This window comes from Pseudomonas sp. PK-RTE-24, from assembly GCF_054052265.1.
Genome location: NZ_CM133224.1, coordinates 3,001,040 through 3,021,167, shown reverse-complemented (window position 1 = coordinate 3,021,167; position 20,128 = coordinate 3,001,040). Strand labels below are relative to the sequence as shown.

Below are 20,128 nucleotides of genomic sequence, written 5' to 3'. Positions count from 1 at the left end.
GCGCAAACCGCAGAGATTCTGTTGCTTGCGCCATTTCGGACTTGTCGCAGAGACGTGTTACTTGCCGTAGATATCGAAGGCGAAGTACTTGTCCTGGATTGCCTTGTATTTGCCGTTCTCGCGGATGGCCGCGATGGCAGTGTTGATCTTGTCTTTCAGGGCGTCGCCCTTGCGCACCGCGATACCTACGCCGTCGCCGAAGTATTTGACGTCGGTGAAGGCCGGGCCGACGAACGCGAAGCCTTTGCCGGCGTCGGTTTTCAGGAAGCCGTCGTCGAGCAGGGTAGCGTCAGCCACGGTACCGTCGAGGCGACCGGCAGCCACGTCGAGGTAGATTTCGTTCTGCGAGCCGTACGGCTTGATCTCGGCGCCCAGTGGAGCGAGAACTTCGCGGGCGAAACGCTCGTGGATCGAGCCACGCTGTACGCCGATGTTCTTGCCTTTCAGCTCAGCCAGACCATCGCTGACCTGAGTGCCGGCCTTCATGACCAGACGCGCCGGGGTGTTGTAGTACTTGTTGGTGAAATCGACCGACTTCTTGCGATCTTCGGTGATCGACATCGACGACAGGATCGCGTCGATCTTGCGCACTTTGAGAGCCGGGATCAGGCCGTCGAACTCTTGCTCGACCCACACGCACTTGACCTTCATTTCTTCGCACAGCGCGTTGCCGATGTCGTAGTCGAAACCGACGATGCTGCCGTCCGGTGCTTTCGAAGCGAACGGAGGGTAAGCCGCTTCGATGCCGATCTTCAGCGGTTTTTCGTCAGCGAAGGCATTCATCGACAGCACGGACAGTGCCAGGGCGCCAAGCAGCACAAGTTTCTTCATCTTGGGACTCCATCGGTAAAGGGCAAAAACGGCAGAGTGAGCGACAGCCCAATATGCGAATGGGTGAATCGGAAATCGGTTGCGCATCGACGGAAATTTCCCATTGGAACCGCAGGCGATTTCAACGTCAGCCACGATGAGCGAGTGATCGGCATTCTAACGACAGGCCCGAAGCCGATATTTCTTCAATGCGACAACTAATTACAGATGCACCGAGAAAGCGGTTTGAGCTCATTGACAGCCCTGCAATTTCATGCAAGAGCGAAAGACAGTGAACCGATACATATTGCAAGTTGCGGGCCTATTATTCGTAAACCCTTCTAATCCGGCAAGCGCAGCGTTATGTCTTATTTTTTAGCGCAGGTTGTGAGGCTCTAAAACGGGGCGCCGCGTTTCCCTTCGCCCCGGTTTGGCGCGGGCGGTTACACATTGGCCTGGACCGGGTAACAGAAGCAAAGGGCTTACGGCGCAGGTCGATAATTATTGGTTGGTTTGGTGCGGTTTCCTACAGCTGACTACTGCGGTGTCTTACAGATTGCCTTCGCGAGCAGGCTCGCTCCCACATTTGAAATGCGCCCGCTTCCTTGTGGGAGCGAGCCTGCTCGCGAAGAGGCCCTCCCAGCTACCACAAACCTCACAGCCATAAAAAAGCCCCGCCCGGCATCACCGGACAGGGCTCCTATGCTTCTAACGCTTAAGCAACATTCATGGTCTTGTGCGTATCAATCAAATGCTGCACCACACCCGGATCCGCCAGGGTCGAGATATCGCCCAAGCCGTCGTATTCCGCCGTGGCGATCTTGCGCAGGATGCGGCGCATGATCTTGCCCGAACGGGTCTTCGGCAGCCCCGGCGCCCACTGGATCACGTCCGGCGAAGCAATCGGGCCGATCTCCTTGCGCACCCAGTTCTTCAGCTCAAGGCGCAACTGCTCGGTCGGCTCCTCGCCGTTCTTCAAGGTCACATAGACATAGATGCCCTGCCCCTTGATGTCATGCGGCACACCCACCACCGCAGCTTCGGCAACCTTCGGATGCGCGACCATCGCGCTTTCGATTTCGGCGGTGCCCATGCGGTGGCCGGAGACGTTGAGCACGTCGTCTACGCGCCCGGTGATCCAGTAGTAACCGTCGGCATCGCGACGCGCGCCGTCACCGGTGAAGTACATGCCACGGAAGGTCTTGAAGTAGGTATCGACGAAACGATCATGATCGCCGTACAGCGTACGCGCCTGGCCTGGCCACGAATCGAGAATCACCAGATTGCCTTCAGCCTCGCCCTCAATGATGTTGCCGAGGTTGTCGACCAGCGCCGGCACCACACCGAAGAACGGACGCGCCGCCGAACCCGGCTTCAGCGCGTGAGCACCCGGCAGCGGGCTCATCATGTTGCCGCCGGTTTCGGTCTGCCACCAGGTATCGACGATCGGGCAACGCGACTTGCCGACATTCTTGTAGTACCAGTCCCAGGCTTCCGGGTTGATCGGCTCGCCCACCGAACCGAGCAGACGCAGGCTGCTGCCATCGGCGCCTTCAACCGCCGCCTGACCCGAAGCCATCATCGCGCGGATCGCGGTCGGCGCGGTGTAGAGGATGTTGACCTTGTGCTTGTCGATGATCTTCGCCACCCGGGTGATGTCCGGGTAGTTCGGCACACCTTCGAACAGCACGGTGGTCGCGCCATTGGCCAGCGGGCCGTAGACGATGTAACTGTGGCCGGTGACCCAGCCGACGTCGGCGGTGCACCAGTAGATTTCGCCCGGACGGTAGTCGAACACGCGCTCGTGGGTCATTGCCGCATAGAGCAGATAACCTCCGGTGGTGTGCTGCACGCCCTTCGGCTTGCCGGTGGAGCCGGAGGTATAAAGGATGAACAGCGCCTCTTCAGCGCCCATCTCTTTCGGCGCGCAAACGGTGCCCGCGACCTTCATCAGGTCTTCGTACCAGATGTCGCGATGCTGGTTCCACTTGATGTCGCCACCGGTGCGCTTGCACACGATGACCTTCTGGATGCTGCTGGTTTCCGGGTTGGTCAGCGCGTCGTCGACGTTGGCCTTGAGGGAAATCTTCTTGCCGGCGCGAATACCCTCGTCAGCGGTGATCACCACTTTCGATTTGCAGTCGATGATGCGACCGGCCAGGGCTTCCGGCGAGAAACCGCCGAACACCACCGAGTGAATCGCGCCGATCCGGGTGCAGGCCAGCATGGCGACCACGGCTTCGGGAATCATCGGCATGTAAATGGTCACCACATCGCCACGGTGCACGTCCTGACCGCGCAGGGCGTTGGCGAGTTTGCACACTTGTTCGTGCAGTTCGCGGTAAGTGATGTTGCGGCTCTCGGAAGGATCGTCGCCTTCCCAGATGATCGCGACTTGATCGCCGCGCTCGGCCAGATGACGGTCGAGGCAGTTGTAGGAAACGTTCAGGGTGCCGTCGGCAAACCACTTGATGTCGACATGGTGATCGTCGAACGAGGTCTGTTTCACCGTGGTGAAGGGCTTGATCCAGTCCAGACGCTTGGCTTGCTCGCGCCAGAAGCCGTCAGGGTTGACGACCGACTGCTGGTACATGGCTTTGTAGGTCGCCTCGTCAGTCAGCGTGTTAGCCAGAACCTCGGGACGAACGGGATACAGAGAAGCCGCACTCATCTTTCCTACCTCGGTGTAATAGTTGTTTTTGTATGACCCTGTTGTAGCCGGGTGGGCCCCATAGAACCATTCGACGATGGTAGTAACAACCCTCCCCCTGCGCACGCGCCCCTGTAGGAGCTGCCGAAGGCTGCGATCTTTTGATCTGTTTTCAAGATCAAAGTCAAAAGATCGCAGCCTTCGGCAGCTCCTACAGGGAATGGGGTGTTTGGGGGATTGTTACCAAATATGCCAAAAGTGTTTATCAAAACCCGCTCTGTTTACCCCGGCCCCACCACCCTAAAATTCACCTCGCCAACAAGGCAACCGCGATTAACAACGTTACAGCCCCCACGAAGGCCGTTAATCCAGCTCTCCAAGTAACGCATCAAATACTCAAGCTCCACACGCAACCCTAAAAAGGTTGCGTGACCCCACTCGACCTCAAAAAGGTGAATTAGAAATGAAAGCTTTATTGGTTCTGGCCCTCAGCAGTCTGTGCGCAACCGCCATGGCAGACGAGGTCCCGACTGATGTCGCACAGCAACAACCGGTGATCGAGGAATACACTTACTCCACGCATCTGGACATCGCCAAAGTTGTATCGATGAGCGAAGTGCCAAATGTCTGCGAAGTAGTACCGGCGAAAATGGAATACGACGACTCCAAAGGCCAACGCCACATCCTGCGCTACAGCATCATGGGCAACGGCTGCACGAACTGAATCAGACTGCACCGAATCGGATCGCTCAGCGCTACATTGAGGGTCGATTCCAGCCCGGCTTCGGTCGGGCTCAGTTGTGTCTGGAGCCGTGAAAAACGCTTGCAAAACACTAGATATAGTGAAAAACCCGCTTTTCTGGCTATTTTTTAAACAAAAAAACACCTGCCAAAAAATTAACGAAAAAAAATCTGCTCGGGTCGATTCCGCGCAAAGCCCTGTAATCCCTCGGTCGGACCGAAATCCACCCCCTCCTCGGCCTCGCCATGAGCCGATTCGCCGCACCACGCCGGTAAAAATTTCCCTATAATGCCGCCCCATACGGGTCAGCAATATTCCCTTACAGGGAGCAAAAGCCATTCTGAAGCCCCGCAACAGTGCCCGACGCTGATTGCGCCCATCAGAGGCTCTCGGAACCCGTCAAAATTTCTGTTTATTTGCCTGCGTGCAGCGCTGCAAAAAACGACATCCAACGCGGCTTGTTTGGCCGTGTGAAAAACCAACCCATCAGGTTTCACACGGGCACAAGCCCTCACGCAGGAGACGACACGTCATGCTGAGCTGGGACGAATTCGATAAAGAAGACAGTGAAGTCGCAACCGTGAAAGGCGCCAACGCCGGCCACGCAAGCGAAGCCAACATGGACCGCCTCGACAACGCCGGCGGCGCCGCAGCGCTGGAAGCCCGCGCCGTCACCGCCGACGACTCGGCCGCCGTGGCCCGCGCCAAGGCTGCACTGAACTCCCTCGACGTCGCCGAAGGCCTCGCCGAACTCGAAGGCGCCTCCGCCCGTGTCGCCGTTGACGAAAAGCGCATGATCAACTGCCGCGCCGACCTCAACCAACTCGTACCTTTCAAGTACGACTGGGCTTGGCAGAAGTACCTGGACGGTTGCGCAAACCACTGGATGCCGCAAGAAGTCAACATGACCGCCGACATCGCCCTCTGGAAAAACCCGGAAGGCCTGACCGACGACGAGCGCCGCATCGTGATGCGCAACCTCGGCTTCTTCTCCACCGCCGACTCCCTGGTTGCCAACAACCTGGTCCTGGCCGTGTACCGCCTGATCACCAACCCGGAATGCCGCCAGTACATCCTGCGCCAGGCTTTCGAAGAAGCGATCCACACCCACGCCTACCAGTACTGCATCGAATCGCTGGCCATGGATGAAGGCGAAATCTTCAACATGTACCACGAGATCCCATCGGTCGCGAAGAAAGCAGCCTGGGGCCTGAAGTACACCCGCTCGATCTCCGATCCGAAGTTCGAAACCGGCACCCCGGAAACCGACAAAGAGTTGCTGCGCAACCTGATCGCCTACTACTGCGTTCTGGAAGGCATCTTCTTCTACTGCGGCTTCACCCAAATCCTCTCCATGGGCCGCCGCAACAAAATGACCGGCGTCGCCGAGCAGTTCCAATACATCCTGCGCGACGAATCCATGCACCTGAACTTCGGCATCGACGTGATCAACCAGATCAAAATCGAAAACCCACACCTGTGGGATGCTGAGATGAAGGAAGAAGCGACCCAGATGATCCTGCAGGGTACGCAGCTGGAGATCGAATACGCCCGCGACACCATGCCTCGTGGGGTGTTGGGTATGAATGCGGCGATGATGGAGGATTATCTGAAATTCATCGCTAACCGTCGGTTGTCGCAGATTGGTTTGAAAGAGGAATATCCAGGGACGACTAACCCGTTCCCTTGGATGAGCGAGATTATGGACTTGAAGAAAGAGAAGAATTTCTTTGAGACGCGGGTTATTGAGTATCAGACTGGTGGGGCGTTGAGCTGGGATTGATCTTGGCTCGACATGACTTAACGATTATGGTTTAAGTCAAAAAAAACAAGCCTTGAGAATTCTCAAGGCTTTTTTATGTGGAACTCAAAATATAGTTTGCATGCACGAAGAAGCAACCGAATATCGCTGAGCGCAATTAACAGATTAACTTCACCAACTATTCAAGATGGAAACCGCATGGAAGACCTTCGACAATATTTCACTGGTGTAGCCTACAAATATCTTTCCAGAGTCGACACAAAGACTTCTGGCACCTCTAATCAACATGAGATCGGTTCAAACAAACTAATTAGTATTCTAGAAAACCCGGGCATGACGATCACTCATTTCGACGGAGAGTTTCTCTATCTTGATGACAGTGACGAGAGCGACGACCCACTTCGAGCATCGGGACGCTTAAGTTGGTATGACCCAAGACGAAAGACCAAGCGTAAGGGCCAAGAGTTTCGTCTTTATTACCCTGCAAACTCTGTCACCTCACGTATGGCAGAAGGTGACTTCTGCATTTTTGCTAAACAACCAAACAATACTGTTTGGGTAATTATTGCTCCACCAGAATCCACTGCGGAACGTCAACTGAAATGGCTCTTCGATATAGATATGATGCCAAATGATGACGACCTAAATGTTCAACCGGTCGATCGACATCGCTGCGTATCTATGGCTGAAGCCATGATCTTGGAATCACTAGGATTAGAAGTTCGCCTGGATGAAAAAGCATGGTTAAAAAAGCTAATTAATAAATTCGGCTTACTTTATCCAAAAACCACGATCTTTAGTAGTTTCGCGCGAAAGACCTGCAAACAGAAAGTCGACCCACTTTTAGATCCAGATGAAGCCTTGACCGCATGGATGGAGCATGAAGAAATTCTATTTCGCACCCTAGAACGAGAGATAGTTCAAAAACAACTAAACACTGGATTCGAAAGCGTAGACCACTTTATTAGCTTTTCTTTAAGCGTTCAGAATCGCAGAAAATCTAGGGTAGGGCATGCACTTGAACATCACTTGGCCGCTATCTTTGATGCACACAAGATACCCTTTGAACGACAGGCAACCACTGAAAACAGAACCAAAGTAGACTTTTTATTTCCTGGCAGCATCGAATACCACGACAGTCTTTTCCCGGCAGAGAAGCTAATAATGCTCGCATCAAAGTCGAGCTGCAAAGATCGTTGGAGGCAAGTATTAGCGGAGGCAGCTCGAATCAAGAAAAAACATCTACTTACACTAGAGCCAGCAATAAGTGCACATCAAACAAAAGAAATGGAAAGCCTGAACCTTCAGCTCGTAGTGCCAAAGAAGATGTTATCAACCTATACCGCCACTCAGCAGGAGTGGGTAATGGATGTCAGCAGCTATATTTCTTTTATCCAAAGCGCCTTTCCACAAAAACAATAAAATTTTACAAAAAGGTGCGCTAACTTTAAAAGTGCACCTATACACTTGGATCAATTGCTTCCAAAGATACCTAAAACCGCCCCCACCTAAAATTCGACAAAAAATTCACACTAGCACACCACACTAACCAAACAACTTAAAACCTCAGGTCATTCGCAATGCAAGCAACCCATCTTCAGTACACACTTCCCCCACATCGCCTCGAAAGTACCCAGACAAAACTTCCGCACCAAGATTTGGCTCTGCCAAAGATCCAATAATTGAAAATTCTCCAACACGAAGAGGCTTAAATTTTACTCGACCCTTCCCGCTAATAACCGTTTTCCCCCCAGATGTCTCTGACTGCCTAGCCAAAATATTTCGTATATATATACCATCGACGAGCATCCCAACAACGAGCGCACGCTCCCTCACTTTAAATTCGGACAACAAATTTAACGAGCTCACGTCTACATCCCACTGCGGCTTAACAATAACCACATGAATTGCTTTTATTCCGCAGTCAACAACATCTCTAAGAACATATGCCTCACCATCATTCAAACCAAACTTCAAACCACCATTTTTCCCATAGGGGAATTTATGTTTCACTTCCAAGACCCATACCTGATCTCCAACCAGTAGAACTCTATCAATATTCCAAACGAACTTATACCAAGGATATATCCCCCAATTTACCAACAATCTTGGAAGCGCTACTTGGGCTGCCAATCCCCCTCCATGCACACCTTGCAAATATCCCCAAAACGCAGACAACTGGCGCTCTTCACATCGAACCGATTCGTCAACCTCATATTCATGCAACTTTGTTTTGCCCAAAGCCAGCATAAACTCTTCTATATCCAGCCACTCACCACATCTAGCACCTTCTTTTATACTGCAGACCCTGAATACTCTTTTGGCATTATCAAACCTTACCAAATATACGTTAAATTTTCTCTCAAGAGCCTTTAGATACCTTCCAAGGCCTGGCCTTCGTGAACGCTCCCAAACAAAGGCATTAACGGTATTAAAATCCGCCTCTCTTGTGATATATGTTTCAACATCTAGGACAGATACTTTCTGAGCGCCAATTTCCTCAGGTATCTTATCTATCACCTGTTCGAAGATACTCTCAACAATCATACCTTCCGCTATTTGATGCTTATCAAACGAAAGAATCTCCAGAATGGTACGTGGTTTTTTCAGATCAAGATCTGAAAGCAACCCAAATGGAGTCTGCATACAATGGCACTCTGCTACCAAAAGAAGCAATTTACCTAAATCATAAAAAATTTGAAAGAAAATTTTACAAAACCAAAAAAACTACGCCATTAGAGCATTGCAACACCTTTAATAGCATGAACACCACTACCCCCACTTATAATTCAAAAACACTATTCTCATCAAATTCGGAATAACCACTATCGCTTAACAACCAATCCGCGACTGAATCGATTAACAAATTAGAGCGTCCATTCTTATTATTTTTTACTGCGCATTCCCAAACTACAGCAACCCTCCATCCTTGCTCTATCAGCAAAGCGACCTGCAGACTATCTCTGATTTGGTTTTTTCCAATTTTATCCAACCAAAAATTTGCGCGGGTTTTTGGGACTTTGAAATACTTGCAAGAGTGTCCATGCCAGAAGCAGCCATGAACGAACACCACAGCTTTGTATTTTGGTAGTACCAGATCAGGTTTACCGGGAAGATTATTGGCGTGTATGCGGTAACGAAACCCACGGGCATGTAAAGCCTTTCGGATCGAAACCTCTGGCCTGGTATTTTTACCTTTAATACCAGACATCATTCGGGATCGGGTCGCGGCATCTACAACATCGACCAAGCATCACCTCCATGCACTCGATAACTCAATTCCTTTGTATACCCTTGGGGACTTCAAACTCAAGGGTCGCGTTGAGCTATCTAATGCATTGGTGGAGGGAGTCGACGAGAAAAAATTACTCCAAACCTTGGATGGAGATGCCTCTCCTTACTCAGGAAGAGCAAACTCCAACTGCGGTCGTTCCTCTTCTGCGTTTTTTTCCTTCGCGGCCAATATCCGATCCTTCATCAACCGAGCTACAGCCTCAAAAACCGGGACTGCCACTGAGTTACCAAACTGTCGATACGCTTGGGTGTCGGATACAGGAATTACAAATTTGCTTTCCCCCGGCTTGTCAAAACCCATCAGGCGCGAGCACTCATGCGGAGTCAATCGGCGTGGGCGATTAAGCTGATTCAATTCACTGTTGAAATCCAAGGTATCCATAAACCCGCGGTCGACCAGGATTTCCGAACCATCCTTGTGGTACCTCGCCGACAGCGTACGGGCGACATCGTTTGGACGAGTCAAACCAAAGCCAAAGCCATTACCCTTCTCACGATGCTTCTCGGCATACCGGTAAAGATAGTCCCAAAGCTTCGGGGTGAGGATGTACTTCTCGTCCACGTCCTTATCGAGCAGATCACCGAAGCTAGGTCGCTGTTTTGGTATGAGCTTGCTGATGTCGCGCAGGGTGAATCCTTGGTGAACATTGAGATCACGGCGAAAGCCGACCAGCACGATTCGCTCACGATGCTGCGGCACAAAGTGCTTGGCATCTATGACCTTGGGATCTGACCCCTTAGGCGCATTTACATCTGCAACCTCGTAGCCCAGTTCATCCAACGCTTCGCAGATGATCCGGAACGTATTGCCCTTGTCATGGCTTTTAAGGTTTTTCACGTTTTCAAGCAAAAAAGCGGCCGGGCGTTTCGCGGCAATTATGCGCGCCACGTCGAAAAACAGGGTGCCTTGAGTCTCACATTCGAAACCATGCTTGCGGCCCAAGGAGTTCTTCTTGGAAACACCTGCAAGCGAAAACGGCTGGCAGGGGAATCCTGCTAACAGGACATCGTGGTCAGGAATTTCGCGATCAATATTCTTGTAAGCTTCCTCATCACTGATTTCGGGCTTGTCAGAAAGCGTGACCGAGCGGATATCGAGATTGAAGCGATGACGAGCAGGGTCGCAGTAGTGGTTTGCCTTGTACGTTTTAACGGCGTACTTGTTCCATTCGGATGTGAACAAGCACTCACCACCGATGGCTTCAAACCCTTTCCTGATACCGCCAATGCCGGCAAAGAGATCAATAAAGGTGAATGAAGGTTTGTGGTTCAAGCGCTTGGGCAGAAGATCCTTCAGACGAGTGAATTCAATGTGAGAGAGCTTCGGCGAAGCCTTTCCCTTGATCCAGCGATTGATGGTTTCACGGCACCAATGACTCGGACTTACATCGTTGAGAATTTCGGCCAACTGCCCTTGGTCGTAGATCTCCAACAGCTTGTGCAGTAGCGCCAGGTCAGTTACGGGATGGGTATCAGGCTCGTACGAACCCGAGGTTGCTTCGCTCAAGGATTCAAAAGACGGTGTTTCAAAAAGATTCATGAGCCCGAAATTCCTCTGGGTCAAAGCTGTGACGAATGGTCACCATTCTAGCCCGCAAAACTTCAAAGTAAATGAAATTCCCTGGATTCCGTGAGATGGGTCGTGGCGACACGGATATGGGTGCAGGGGGATTCAATGGCGATCAAGTACTGGATATATAGACAGCATAAATTACTCTGCGTCTTTGTCCAGGTTTCCTTTCGCCTCGGGAACGGTAGGAAAAGTCGCTGGTTGACGACCATCCCTGATGCCCCTACCCTCAGCTCCGAGCCTAAGAAACTCTACAAACCAGAGCGGTCCTCCGCACCCGACAGTCATGCGGCTTTTTTTCGTCTGCGGTATCTCTACGCCTGCGAAAAATCCCGTTATGTCGGGAGTGGGCGAATACAAGACCCGAAAGGGGAATATGTCCGGCCCGTCTCTGGTGGGTTTCTTAGCTCCCGACACCCTAACGAAATGCCCTAAGAAAGCAGCCAGAGGTAAATGGAAATGCCTGAATATCAAACCTTCATGATGAAGGTGAATCGCTGTACCCGTACAACGCCCTCGTCGCTTCCGACCCCGGAGGCTCGCCATGTCTGAGCCACTTTTACCGACTCGATTTACTCGCAACAAAACGCACCTGCATGCCGTTCTGGTTGAGAACCAGGTGTGGTTCTACGTCCATGATCTTGGACGGTTGATGGGCAAACATCTTGATGAGCGCCAGCTACGCAAACTCGATGCCGATCAGCGTCAGTTGATGTGCGTGGAGCTTTTTGGCGAAACAGAAGATCAGTGGATGGTGAGTGAGTCCGGCGTGTACGCCTTGCTGATTTATCACTACAGTCCTGAGTACCGACAGCTCCGTGAGTGGATGACGCTTCAGGTTGTGCCAACGCTGCGTGATGCTCGTCCGACACGTTCTGTCGAGCGGCCGACGTTGAGTGTTTTGAGCTGGCCGCAGATGTCGCTAAGTACGTTGCACTGGCAGGATGAGCCGTGGATTCGGTTGCGGGATATGCCTTGTTTGTTGGCGAATGATCCGTTTAATCGTCATGAGTCCTGGTGGCGTAAGGCTTCGCGATTGTTGCGTGGTGGCTGATGGTTTCAGAATCCGCTGTTTGAATTTTCAAGCAGCGGATTTTTTGTGGCTAAAAGTCCTTGGGACAGCTTCGCTGCCCATCGGGGATAAATCCCCTCACCATATTTGAAACGTATTGCTGCCGGGCGGGTATCTGGATTCGGTATTGAGTTGATACCACCAATTCGCCAGCAGGCTGACTCCCTCAGATTCCGCATCATCCTGAAAACAATCAGTGCAACCCGCGCCGCCTCCCGCTATTAATATCCCTCCCCCACTCAAGGATCCGAGCCCCACCATGAAATTCGATCTCGCCTACTGCCTCAGCCTCGACGACAAGTTGTCGATCTATGATGTTCGCGATCTCAATTTCGATGAGACGGTGGCGTTTGACTCGGCGAAGTAACACTTCCTGTGCCCCAACGATGCCTGTCGCCCGGCGTTCGAGGCTTCCAACGAGTTGGGTACGTTCAACGCGAAGAATGTGAATTACCTGCGCACGCCGCACTTCAAGAATCTGCCCACGACGCAGCATGTGGCGGGTTGTCCGTATGTGAGTTTGAAGGCTTCGGCGTCGGGCGTTGAAACGGCGGATGGCGAAGCGGATGACGGTCGTGAGGAACATTTCCCATCAGAGTTGTTACTGACCCGGCGTGAGTATGTGCGCAAGCCTGTCGCGCCAGCGGGGGCGGCGGATGTGTTGCGGGATGATCCGGTGCGGGTGGCGGCGGACAGTGGTAAAGAGTCGGCGGGTCGTGAGTCGGCGCCGGACAAGACCAGTGTGTTTGCGCATCCGGTGGAGTGTTTTGTTTCCAACTTCGCGGACAAGGAGTTGCTCAAGCGGATGCCGTTGAAGGTCGGCGAGCATTCGGCGCCGTACAGTTCGTTCTTCAAGAAGATCGAGTATCTGACGGACAACAAGGGGCTGATTTACTGGGGGCGGATCAAGAAGATCGAGGACTTCCACAGTGCCAGTTTTCGTATCGATTTCGAGGACAAGGTCTGGTTCAAGAAACCCGAAGACAGCAAGAAGAAGCCGTATCCGGTCAGCGTTTATCTGAACAAGAAGCTGATCGACAACTACCGCAAGCGCAAGGCCTTTCTGGAGGAGATCAAGCACGCGGTGGATAGCGACAAGACGTTGTTCTGTTTCTTCTATGGGGTGACGCCGGAGTTGAAGCAGGTGCCCGGCAAGAAGAACCCCGAAAAACCTTTCGAGGTCTTCAATGCCAATATCGAGAACCTGGATCACTTCATTATTCGTGAAGCGCCGGGGTTGGAGTGACGCTCAGTTGATGCGTGCCCCTTCTTCAAACGCTCGAATCTCCCGCTCCGCCTCCCTGCGTCGCTCAACTGCAGCCTGAACGCCCAGATCTTCCACTCCGCAATACTGGCGCAGCCAATGAGCGAGCATTTCTTCATCAGGGCGAAAGTAATCTTTTCGGTCCTTGGTGTTTCGAATTTGCGAGTTCATCCGCGCATCGAAACCGATAGCTGCACGTTCGCCTTGGGGCAAACAGCCCCACTCTGCCGCGCAATCCTCGAAAAACCAGGCGACTTGTTCGATGTGCTTTTGTGCGCTGCGATGGCCACGGCGATAAAAACGATACTCGCGACTCAGCTCGAGACGATCGGTCATTGTCCCCGCATCAACCCATTGCATGAGGTCATGATTGATTGCATCGCGGATCAGACCTTCGCGCCAACGCTCGTTAAACCACGCTACAAACCCTTCGGCGTCGGCCTTTTTGGCATCGGCCAGGATCACGCAATAGCGGGTTTTGATGTGCAGGACCAACAACGCATGTTTGCGCTGCACAGTGATCGCATGAACCAACCACTGTTCGTCCGCGCCGTTCAGCTCATCATCCTCAATAACTGATGACGGCGGTTTGGTGTCCACCGGCGTGATCGTTTTGCCTTTATGGACACGGCTGAAAAACTTACTGGCGGCTTCGGTGCAATTGAAGATCAACATCGTGGTTCTCTGCTGAAGACTGGAGGACAACGCTCTGCCGCTGATTCTGATTTCTTTCGCCTGCGCCAATCAACGATTCATTTGAGCGAAATGCTCAGCAGCACCACGATCAGCAAACCAATATAGATCCAGGCATGCAGCCGATCCGGTATCCGCCCAATCCATCGCGAAGCCAATCTGATCCCCAGCAACGAGCCAACCGTCAGCAGCGCAAACGCCAGCACATCGACATACCCGATATACCAACCCCCCAGATCAGCCCCGGTGAAACCGGCCAGCGCCATGTACGTCAGTGTGCCGGCCAACGCCACCGGCACGCTGAGCGGATTGGCCATGGACGTCGCTTGCGACATGCTCAGCCCGCAGCGGCGCAGCAGCGGCACGGTCATGACGCTTCCTCCTACACCTAGGAAGGTCGCGATGGCGCCGATGCCTACGCCGCCGGCGGATGTTTCTGTTGAGGTCAGTCGCCGTGGGAATGTGGTTTGGGACTGGGTGAGAAATCCGCGGCGCAGCAGGCAATCGACGATGGTCACGCCTAGGTAGGCGATGAAGGCGTAGCGGATCACTTGACCGCTGACCCACATCGCAGCGATGGCGCCGACGACCGCGCCTACGCCGATAAACCCGCCCAATGGCCAGAGGTATTCCCGGAGCAGATTGCCAGCGCGCTGGTGTTTGCGTGTGGCGATCAGGGCGTTGACGACCATCACGCAGGTCGAGGTGGCCACGGCGATGTGCATGGCCGAATGCGCGATGGGGTCGTCGGCTGGGGGGCTGGCGGTGAGCATGCGATAGAGCAGCGGCACGATGACAAAGCCGCCGCCGAAACCGAAGAGCACGGCGCTGATGCCGGTGAGGCAACCGAACAGCGTAAGCAGGAGGTAGAACATGGTGGGCGTCCAGGATCGGGGGAGCCCAGGACATTAGAGCGTGATGCACTGGCCGGCTTCAGTAGTTGGGCCAATAATGTTCGCGTTTACGCCAATCGCTGGAACACGCCCGATGCGCAATATTTCGATCAATCAGCTTGATGACACGCCTCGCCCGGTTGTGGCCATCGGTACCGATTATTCCCACGGCCACCTACTCCCGTTTCATACGCATCGCCGTGGGCAATTGCTCTACGGCGCCACCGGCGTGATGCAGGTCAGCACTCGGAACGGTAATTGGGTGGTTCCGCCGCAACGCGCGGTGTGGATTCCGCCGGGCGTGGCCCATGAGGTGTTGATGCTCGGGGTGAGCACGCGCAGCCTTTACATCGAACCGGGCAACGTGGAATTGGGGCCGGACTGCCAAGTGCTCAATGTGTCGCCGCTGCTGCGGCATTTGCTGATGGAAGCGGTGGACGTGCCACTGATGTACGACCAGGCCGGACGCGACGGTGTGCTGATCAACTTGCTGTTGCATGAACTGGCACGCAGCGCGCCCCTTGCCCTACACATTCCCATGCCCGCCGGAGGAAAGCTCCTCAGTCTGTGTCAGACCTTTCTGAACATGCCCAATACCCATCAATCGCCGCAGGATTGGGCCGACCAGTTACACATAAGCTTGCGTACCTTTAACAGATTGTTTCGGCAGCAGACCGGGCTCAGCTTTCGTCAGTGGCGCCAGCAGGCGTGCGTCGTGCAGGCGTTGGCACGGTTGGCGGCGGGGGAAGCGGTGACGCGGATTGCCCTGGACTTCGGCTACGAGAGCCCGGCGGCGTTTTCGACGATGTTTCGGCGAGTGCTGGGACAGGCACCGTCCGTCTGGTTGGAGCCGAAGAACTAGGCAAACTCGAAAAATGCATTTGATCCCGGCCGAAAACAACTGTACAAAAACACAGTACATTTTCAATCAGCACTTTTGAGCCCGGAGCACACCATGGCCTCTCTTGCGATGAACCACGTCCTCGAACGCATTGCCCTTTTCCAGTTCACCCCGACCCACTGCGTCCAGGCCCGCGCCATGCTGGGCTGGAGCGTTGAACAACTGTCGCGCGAGGCCGAGGTGGCGGTGGCAGATATCCAGCGGTTCGAAGCGCAGCAGGACGTGGCGGACGCCGCGAGACTGGCACTGGCTTATCGGTTTGAAGCGCAGGGGTTGGTGTTCTTTCCGGGGTTCGCACCGGGGCGCAGTGTCAGGGCGCAGGGTATGGCAGGGGAATCGGTGGGGCGTGGGGATTTTGCGATGGCTGATTAAGCTGGCGAGGGGGACGCCCCTCACCAACTGAACGGATTCATGCGTTCTGTACCACCGCATCACTCTCCTCTTCAACCGCCATCCACCACGCACTCCCCCGTTGTGGATGCGCAATGTTGAACGCCTCCCCCATTCGCGGTGTGGTAATCGCGATACTGCGTTCCCATGCAAGCGCAAGGATGCGGTCGAAGGGTTCGTGCCAGGCGTGCATGGCCAGGTCGAAGGTGCCGTTGTGGATCGGGAAGAGCCAGCGGCCCTTGAGGTCGATGTGGGCTTGCAGGGTTTCTTCCGGCTGCATGTGCACGTGCGGCCATTCGACGTTGTAGGCGCCGGTTTCCATCAGGGTCAGGTCGAACGGGCCGTATTGTTCGCCGATGCGTTTGAAGCCATCGAAGTAACCGCTGTCGCCGCTGAAGAAGATTCGTGTGTCGGCGTCGATCATCACCCAGGACGCCCACAGCGTGCTGTTACCGTCGAACAGGCCACGGCCGGAGAAGTGCTGCGATGGGGTTGCGATGAAGCGGACACCGGCGATTTCGGTGCCCTGCCACCAGTCGTACTGGCGCACCTTGCTGGCGTCGATGCCCCATTTGATCAGGGTGTCGCCCACGCCCAGCGGAGTCAGGAAGTAAGTGGTTTTGGCGGCGAGTTTGAGTACCGCTTCGTAGTCGAGATGGTCGTAATGGTTGTGCGAGAGGATCACCGCTTCGATCGGTGGCAGTTCGTCGATGCTGATCGGTGGCTGATGAAAACGTTTCGGACCCGCCCATTGCACCGGCGAGGCGCGCTCGGCGAAGACCGGGTCGGTGATCCAGAATTTGTCGCGCATCTTAAGCAACAGCGTCGAGTGCCCCAAGCGGTAAACGCTGTGATTGGGCGCTGCGAGCAGATCTTCACGGGTCAGCGGCTGCACAGGAATGGCGGCGGTCGGACGGGTGTTGCGCGGTTTGTGGAAAATCATGCTCCACATGATCCGCAGCATTTTGCGTAGCCCTTCGCGCTGCACCGGCGCATGATTGCGAAACAGCCCTTGATCCTGGCGCGAGGCTTCAGGCGTGGGAGTGTTATCCGGGAGAGAGACTGGATTGGCCATGACTGAACGACTCCGAAAAACCGTGTGCTGCACGGTATTCCATGGGAAATGAAAATGGCCAAGCTGCACGCAAGGGCCAAACGCTCTGGTTTGTAAGGTGCGAGGATTAACGCAACATTACACTGAGCGGTGTAGTTTCTAGGTTGCATCAAAGCCGACGCCAAGTAAACTGCCGAGTGTAATTTCATTCCTCTCTGCCGAAGCCCGCTCATGACCGCTCCACAACGCCTCACTGACCGTAAACGCGAAGCCATCATCCAGGCGGCCATCTCCGAATTCCGTGCCCACGGTTTCGAAATCACCAGCATGGACAAGATCGCCGCTACGGCCGGCGTGTCGAAGCGTACGGTGTACAACCACTTCCCCAGCAAGGAAGAGCTGTTCGCCGAGATCCTCAATCAGTTGTGGGCGCGGATCATCGCCGAACCATCGGTGCGCTACGACCGCGAGCAACCGCTGCACGAGCAATTGCGCCAGATGCTGCGAGAAAAAGTGCAGATGATGGCTGACGAGAATTTTCTCACCCTCGCCCGGGTAGCGATTGCCGCAACCATTCATTCCCCCGAACGTGCACAGAACATGATCGAGCGCATGGGCGAGCGCGAGGAAGGCCTGACCGTCTGGATACGCGCGGCGCAAGCCGACGGACGGCTCAAACCGGTGGATCCGGAATTTGCCGCGCATCAAGTACAAGGTTTGCTCAAGGCATTCGCGTTCTGGCCGCAGATCTCGCTGGGTCGCGCGGCCCTTGATCCAGACGCGCAGAATGCAGTTGCCGAGTCGGCGCTGGCGATGTTCCTGGCACTGTATCAGCGGTGAATCACCGGCTCGTCGAGCCGTGTACAACTAATTTCGTAAAAAGTTATACAAACTCGCGAAAAATTACTTTCTTGTACAACTTTATTAAGTTTTGTATAAGTAGCCATCTGCCAGTAACGGAACGTTGGCATTGAGCAGTCACCACCGAATGCCGCCTGTGCATTTCGGTTTGCCGGCGCAGGAATAGGGACTGAATTCTTTTGATTTTCCCCACTTCCCGAGTACCGCAAGCATGTTTTTCAATCGCCAGAAAGCCGCCCTCGCTGAACTGCAACACACCGTTTTTGACCAAGCTGCAATGCTCGAAGCGATCGACCGTTCGATGGCGGTGATCGAGTTCGATCTTGATGGCGTGGTGTTGCGTGCCAATGACAATTTCCTCAAGACCATGGGTTACACGGCTGCCCAAGCGATTGGTCAGCCGCACCGGCATTTCTGCACACCTGAGTTCGGGCGCAGTGCCCAATACACCGAGTTGTGGTCGCGCCTGAAAAACGGTCAGTTCCAGTCCGGCACTTTTGAACGGGTCGACAGCAAAGGCCAGCCGATCTGGCTGGAGGCCAGTTACAACCCGATCAAGGATGCGTCGGGACGGGTGATCAAAGTGGTCAAGTACGCGATGGATGTCACCGCCAAGGTGCAGCAGGAGAACGAGGCCAACGCCAAGCTGCAGGCGATCGATCGCGCGATGGCGGTGATCGAATTCGATCTCGACGGCAATATTCTTACCGCCAACCAGAATTTTCTCACGCGCATGGGTTACAGCCTCGCAGAGCTCAAGGGCCAGCATCACCGCCTGTTCTGCACGCCGGCGCTGGTCAACAGCGGCGCCTATCAGGATTTCTGGCGCCGCCTGAATCAGGGCGAGTTCTTCCACGGGCAGTTCGAGCGCGTGGATAAGCGCGGTCAGATCGTCTGGCTGGAGGCCAATTACAACCCGGTGTACGACGCTTCGGGGCGCTTGTACAAAGTCGTGAAGTTCGCGTCTGACGTCACCGCCCGTGTCGAGCAGCACGAGCAGGACGCGCGCAGTGCCAGCACCGCTTACCACATCTCGGTAGCAACGCGAAAAGTCGCCGAGCAAGGCACGCAAGTGATTCAGCAGGCTGCCAGCGAAATGCGCGAAATCGCCGAGGACATCAGCCAATCTTCGACGTTGATTGCACAACTGGGCGACCGTTCCGAGCAGATCACCGCCATCGTCAACACCATCCGCGCGATCGCCGATCAGACTAATCTGCTCGCCCTCAACGCGGCCATCGAGGCGGCACGCGCCGGTGAACAGGGTCGCGGGTTTGCCGTGGTCGCCGATGAAGTGCGGCAACTGGCAGCGCGCACCAGCGGCTCTACTGCCGAGATCTCGAACATGATCAGTCTGATCCAGAGTGAAACGCGGCAAGCGATCAAAAGCATGCAAGGCACCCGCGACCGCGCCGCAGAAGGTGTGGAATTGGCCAATCAGGCCGGCACGGTGATTCTGCAGATTCGCGACGGCGCCAGTGAGGCGGTGGATGCGGTGAGCATGTTTGCCAATGAGCGGGTGCCAAATTGAGGTTTGTGCAGGGTCGATAGAACGCGTCGCGACCTTCGTGGGCAGCCCGCGAAGGTCGACCGCCACAACGCAGAGCTATAGTGACGACACGTCCCAAGCCCCGCCGAGTGCCCCATGAATAACGAAAAACCCGAAGTATCCAACGCCCCGATCGATCACCTACGCTTCCACCGCCCCCACGCCCACCTGAATACGACCTTCGGCAACGACGCCTTCGCCCTCCGCGCCGAAGCCTTTGCGCGGTTCTTCGGCACGCCGCTGTTCCTTGGCGCGCAAACCTTGATCGTTGCGGTATGGATCGGCCTCAACGTATGGGGCGTGACTCAATTCGACGTTTACCCGTTCATCCTGCTGAACCTGGCCTTCAGCCTGCAGGCGGCCTACGCCGCGCCATTGATCCTGCTCGCACAAACCCGTCAGGCCGCGCGCGACAAAGCGCAGGCCGACGCCGATGCGCAGCACCGCGAAGCTCTGGCATTGGCCAATACCGAACGTCAGGCTGAGGCGGCGAAGAATTCCGCGCAATTGCTGGCATTGCTGGAACAAAACACCCGCCTCACCGAAATGACGAAAACCCTCACCGAACGCATCGAAGGACTGACCAGCGAATTGCACGCTCACGTGTGCCAGAACTAAGGTCG

17 protein-coding genes and 1 pseudogene are annotated in these 20,128 nt (G+C 54.6%); 10 read left to right on the top strand and 8 right to left on the bottom strand.

Annotated elements, in window-relative coordinates; translation table 11 throughout:
- Positions 1–57 precede the first annotated feature (57 nt).
- Both ACV8MC_RS13555 and acs read right to left on the bottom strand, forming a co-directional pair.
- Positions 58–831, bottom strand: a complete 774-nt coding sequence (locus tag ACV8MC_RS13555) for an ABC transporter substrate-binding protein (protein WP_095181521.1) — start codon at positions 829–831, stop codon at positions 58–60.
- A 694-nt stretch (positions 832–1,525) separates the two neighbouring features.
- Entirely contained in the window at positions 1,526–3,481 is a 1,956-nt protein-coding gene (gene acs / locus ACV8MC_RS13550) for an acetate--CoA ligase (RefSeq protein ID WP_056788049.1), read from the bottom strand.
- Positions 3,482–3,923: 442 nt separating this feature from the next.
- On the opposite strand from acs, the gene ACV8MC_RS13545 reads away from it, so the two are divergent.
- The 3 genes from ACV8MC_RS13545 to ACV8MC_RS13535 all read left to right on the top strand — a co-directional run bounded on the left by ACV8MC_RS13545 (position 3,924) and on the right by ACV8MC_RS13535 (position 7,386).
- Positions 3,924–4,184 carry a DUF2790 domain-containing protein gene (locus ACV8MC_RS13545; RefSeq protein WP_007912695.1) on the top strand — a complete coding sequence of 87 codons (261 nt, stop codon included), beginning with the start codon at positions 3,924–3,926 and terminating at the stop codon, positions 4,182–4,184.
- 550 nt (positions 4,185–4,734) lie between these two features.
- Positions 4,735–5,985, top strand: coding sequence for a ribonucleotide-diphosphate reductase subunit beta (locus ACV8MC_RS13540; RefSeq protein ID WP_016773579.1), 1,251 nt, complete (start codon positions 4,735–4,737; stop codon positions 5,983–5,985).
- A 177-nt stretch (positions 5,986–6,162) separates the two neighbouring features.
- A complete protein-coding gene (locus ACV8MC_RS13535) occupies positions 6,163–7,386 on the top strand; it encodes a type II restriction endonuclease (RefSeq protein ID WP_457262299.1) in 1,224 nt (407 codons plus the stop codon).
- 144 nt (positions 7,387–7,530) lie between these two features.
- Here ACV8MC_RS13535 and ACV8MC_RS13530 read toward each other — a convergent pair whose 3' ends face one another.
- From ACV8MC_RS13530 to dcm, 3 genes are all read right to left on the bottom strand, one after another.
- The gene (locus ACV8MC_RS13530) at positions 7,531–8,610 is read right to left on the bottom strand and encodes a hypothetical protein (RefSeq protein WP_457262298.1); all 1,080 of its coding nucleotides are present in this window, start codon (positions 8,608–8,610) and stop codon (positions 7,531–7,533) included.
- A 136-nt stretch (positions 8,611–8,746) separates the two neighbouring features.
- Positions 8,747–9,214: a very short patch repair endonuclease gene (locus tag ACV8MC_RS13525; RefSeq protein WP_457262297.1), complete on the bottom strand. Its 468-nt coding sequence runs from the start codon at positions 9,212–9,214 to the stop codon at positions 8,747–8,749.
- A gap of 147 nt (positions 9,215–9,361) precedes the next feature.
- A complete protein-coding gene (gene dcm, locus ACV8MC_RS13520; protein ID WP_457262296.1) occupies positions 9,362–10,798 on the bottom strand; it encodes a DNA (cytosine-5-)-methyltransferase in 1,437 nt (478 codons plus the stop codon).
- A 574-nt stretch (positions 10,799–11,372) separates the two neighbouring features.
- Here dcm and ACV8MC_RS13515 point away from each other — a divergent pair.
- A complete protein-coding gene (locus ACV8MC_RS13515) occupies positions 11,373–11,882 on the top strand; it encodes a BRO-N domain-containing protein (RefSeq protein ID WP_457262295.1) in 510 nt (169 codons plus the stop codon).
- Between the two features lie 277 nt (positions 11,883–12,159).
- Positions 12,160–13,146 (top strand): annotated as a pseudogene (locus ACV8MC_RS13510) (hypothetical protein).
- A gap of 3 nt (positions 13,147–13,149) precedes the next feature.
- On the opposite strand, the gene ACV8MC_RS13505 reads toward ACV8MC_RS13510, so the two are convergent.
- Both ACV8MC_RS13505 and ACV8MC_RS13500 read right to left on the bottom strand, forming a co-directional pair.
- The gene (locus tag ACV8MC_RS13505) at positions 13,150–13,839 is read right to left on the bottom strand and encodes a DUF6933 domain-containing protein (protein ID WP_457262294.1); all 690 of its coding nucleotides are present in this window, start codon (positions 13,837–13,839) and stop codon (positions 13,150–13,152) included.
- Between the two features lie 77 nt (positions 13,840–13,916).
- Positions 13,917–14,732 (bottom strand): sulfite exporter TauE/SafE family protein, encoded by an 816-nt coding sequence (locus ACV8MC_RS13500; protein ID WP_457262293.1) that lies wholly within the window; start codon positions 14,730–14,732, stop codon positions 13,917–13,919.
- 112 nt (positions 14,733–14,844) lie between these two features.
- On the opposite strand from ACV8MC_RS13500, the gene ACV8MC_RS13495 reads away from it, so the two are divergent.
- Together ACV8MC_RS13495 and ACV8MC_RS13490 are read left to right on the top strand one after the other, a co-directional pair.
- Complete coding sequence (locus tag ACV8MC_RS13495; protein WP_457262292.1) at positions 14,845–15,612, top strand: AraC family transcriptional regulator; 768 nt, start codon at positions 14,845–14,847, stop codon at positions 15,610–15,612.
- A gap of 93 nt (positions 15,613–15,705) precedes the next feature.
- Entirely contained in the window at positions 15,706–16,023 is a 318-nt protein-coding gene (locus tag ACV8MC_RS13490) for a helix-turn-helix domain-containing protein (protein ID WP_056788034.1), read from the top strand.
- 37 nt (positions 16,024–16,060) lie between these two features.
- On the opposite strand, the gene ACV8MC_RS13485 is transcribed toward ACV8MC_RS13490, so the two are convergent.
- A complete protein-coding gene (locus ACV8MC_RS13485) occupies positions 16,061–17,116 on the bottom strand; it encodes an MBL fold metallo-hydrolase (protein WP_310217856.1) in 1,056 nt (351 codons plus the stop codon).
- 210 nt (positions 17,117–17,326) lie between these two features.
- Between ACV8MC_RS13485 and ACV8MC_RS13480 the strand changes: the two genes are divergently transcribed.
- The 3 genes from ACV8MC_RS13480 to ACV8MC_RS13470 all read left to right on the top strand — a co-directional run bounded on the left by ACV8MC_RS13480 (position 17,327) and on the right by ACV8MC_RS13470 (position 20,123).
- On the top strand, positions 17,327–17,935 hold the full coding sequence (locus tag ACV8MC_RS13480; RefSeq protein ID WP_056788030.1) for a TetR/AcrR family transcriptional regulator: 609 nt from the start codon (positions 17,327–17,329) through the stop codon (positions 17,933–17,935).
- Between the two features lie 232 nt (positions 17,936–18,167).
- Positions 18,168–19,487 (top strand): methyl-accepting chemotaxis protein, encoded by a 1,320-nt coding sequence (locus ACV8MC_RS13475; RefSeq protein WP_252884716.1) that lies wholly within the window; start codon positions 18,168–18,170, stop codon positions 19,485–19,487.
- Between the two features lie 114 nt (positions 19,488–19,601).
- Complete coding sequence (locus ACV8MC_RS13470) at positions 19,602–20,123, top strand: DUF1003 domain-containing protein (protein WP_041479221.1); 522 nt, start codon at positions 19,602–19,604, stop codon at positions 20,121–20,123.
- Positions 20,124–20,128: the final 5 nt, after the last annotated feature.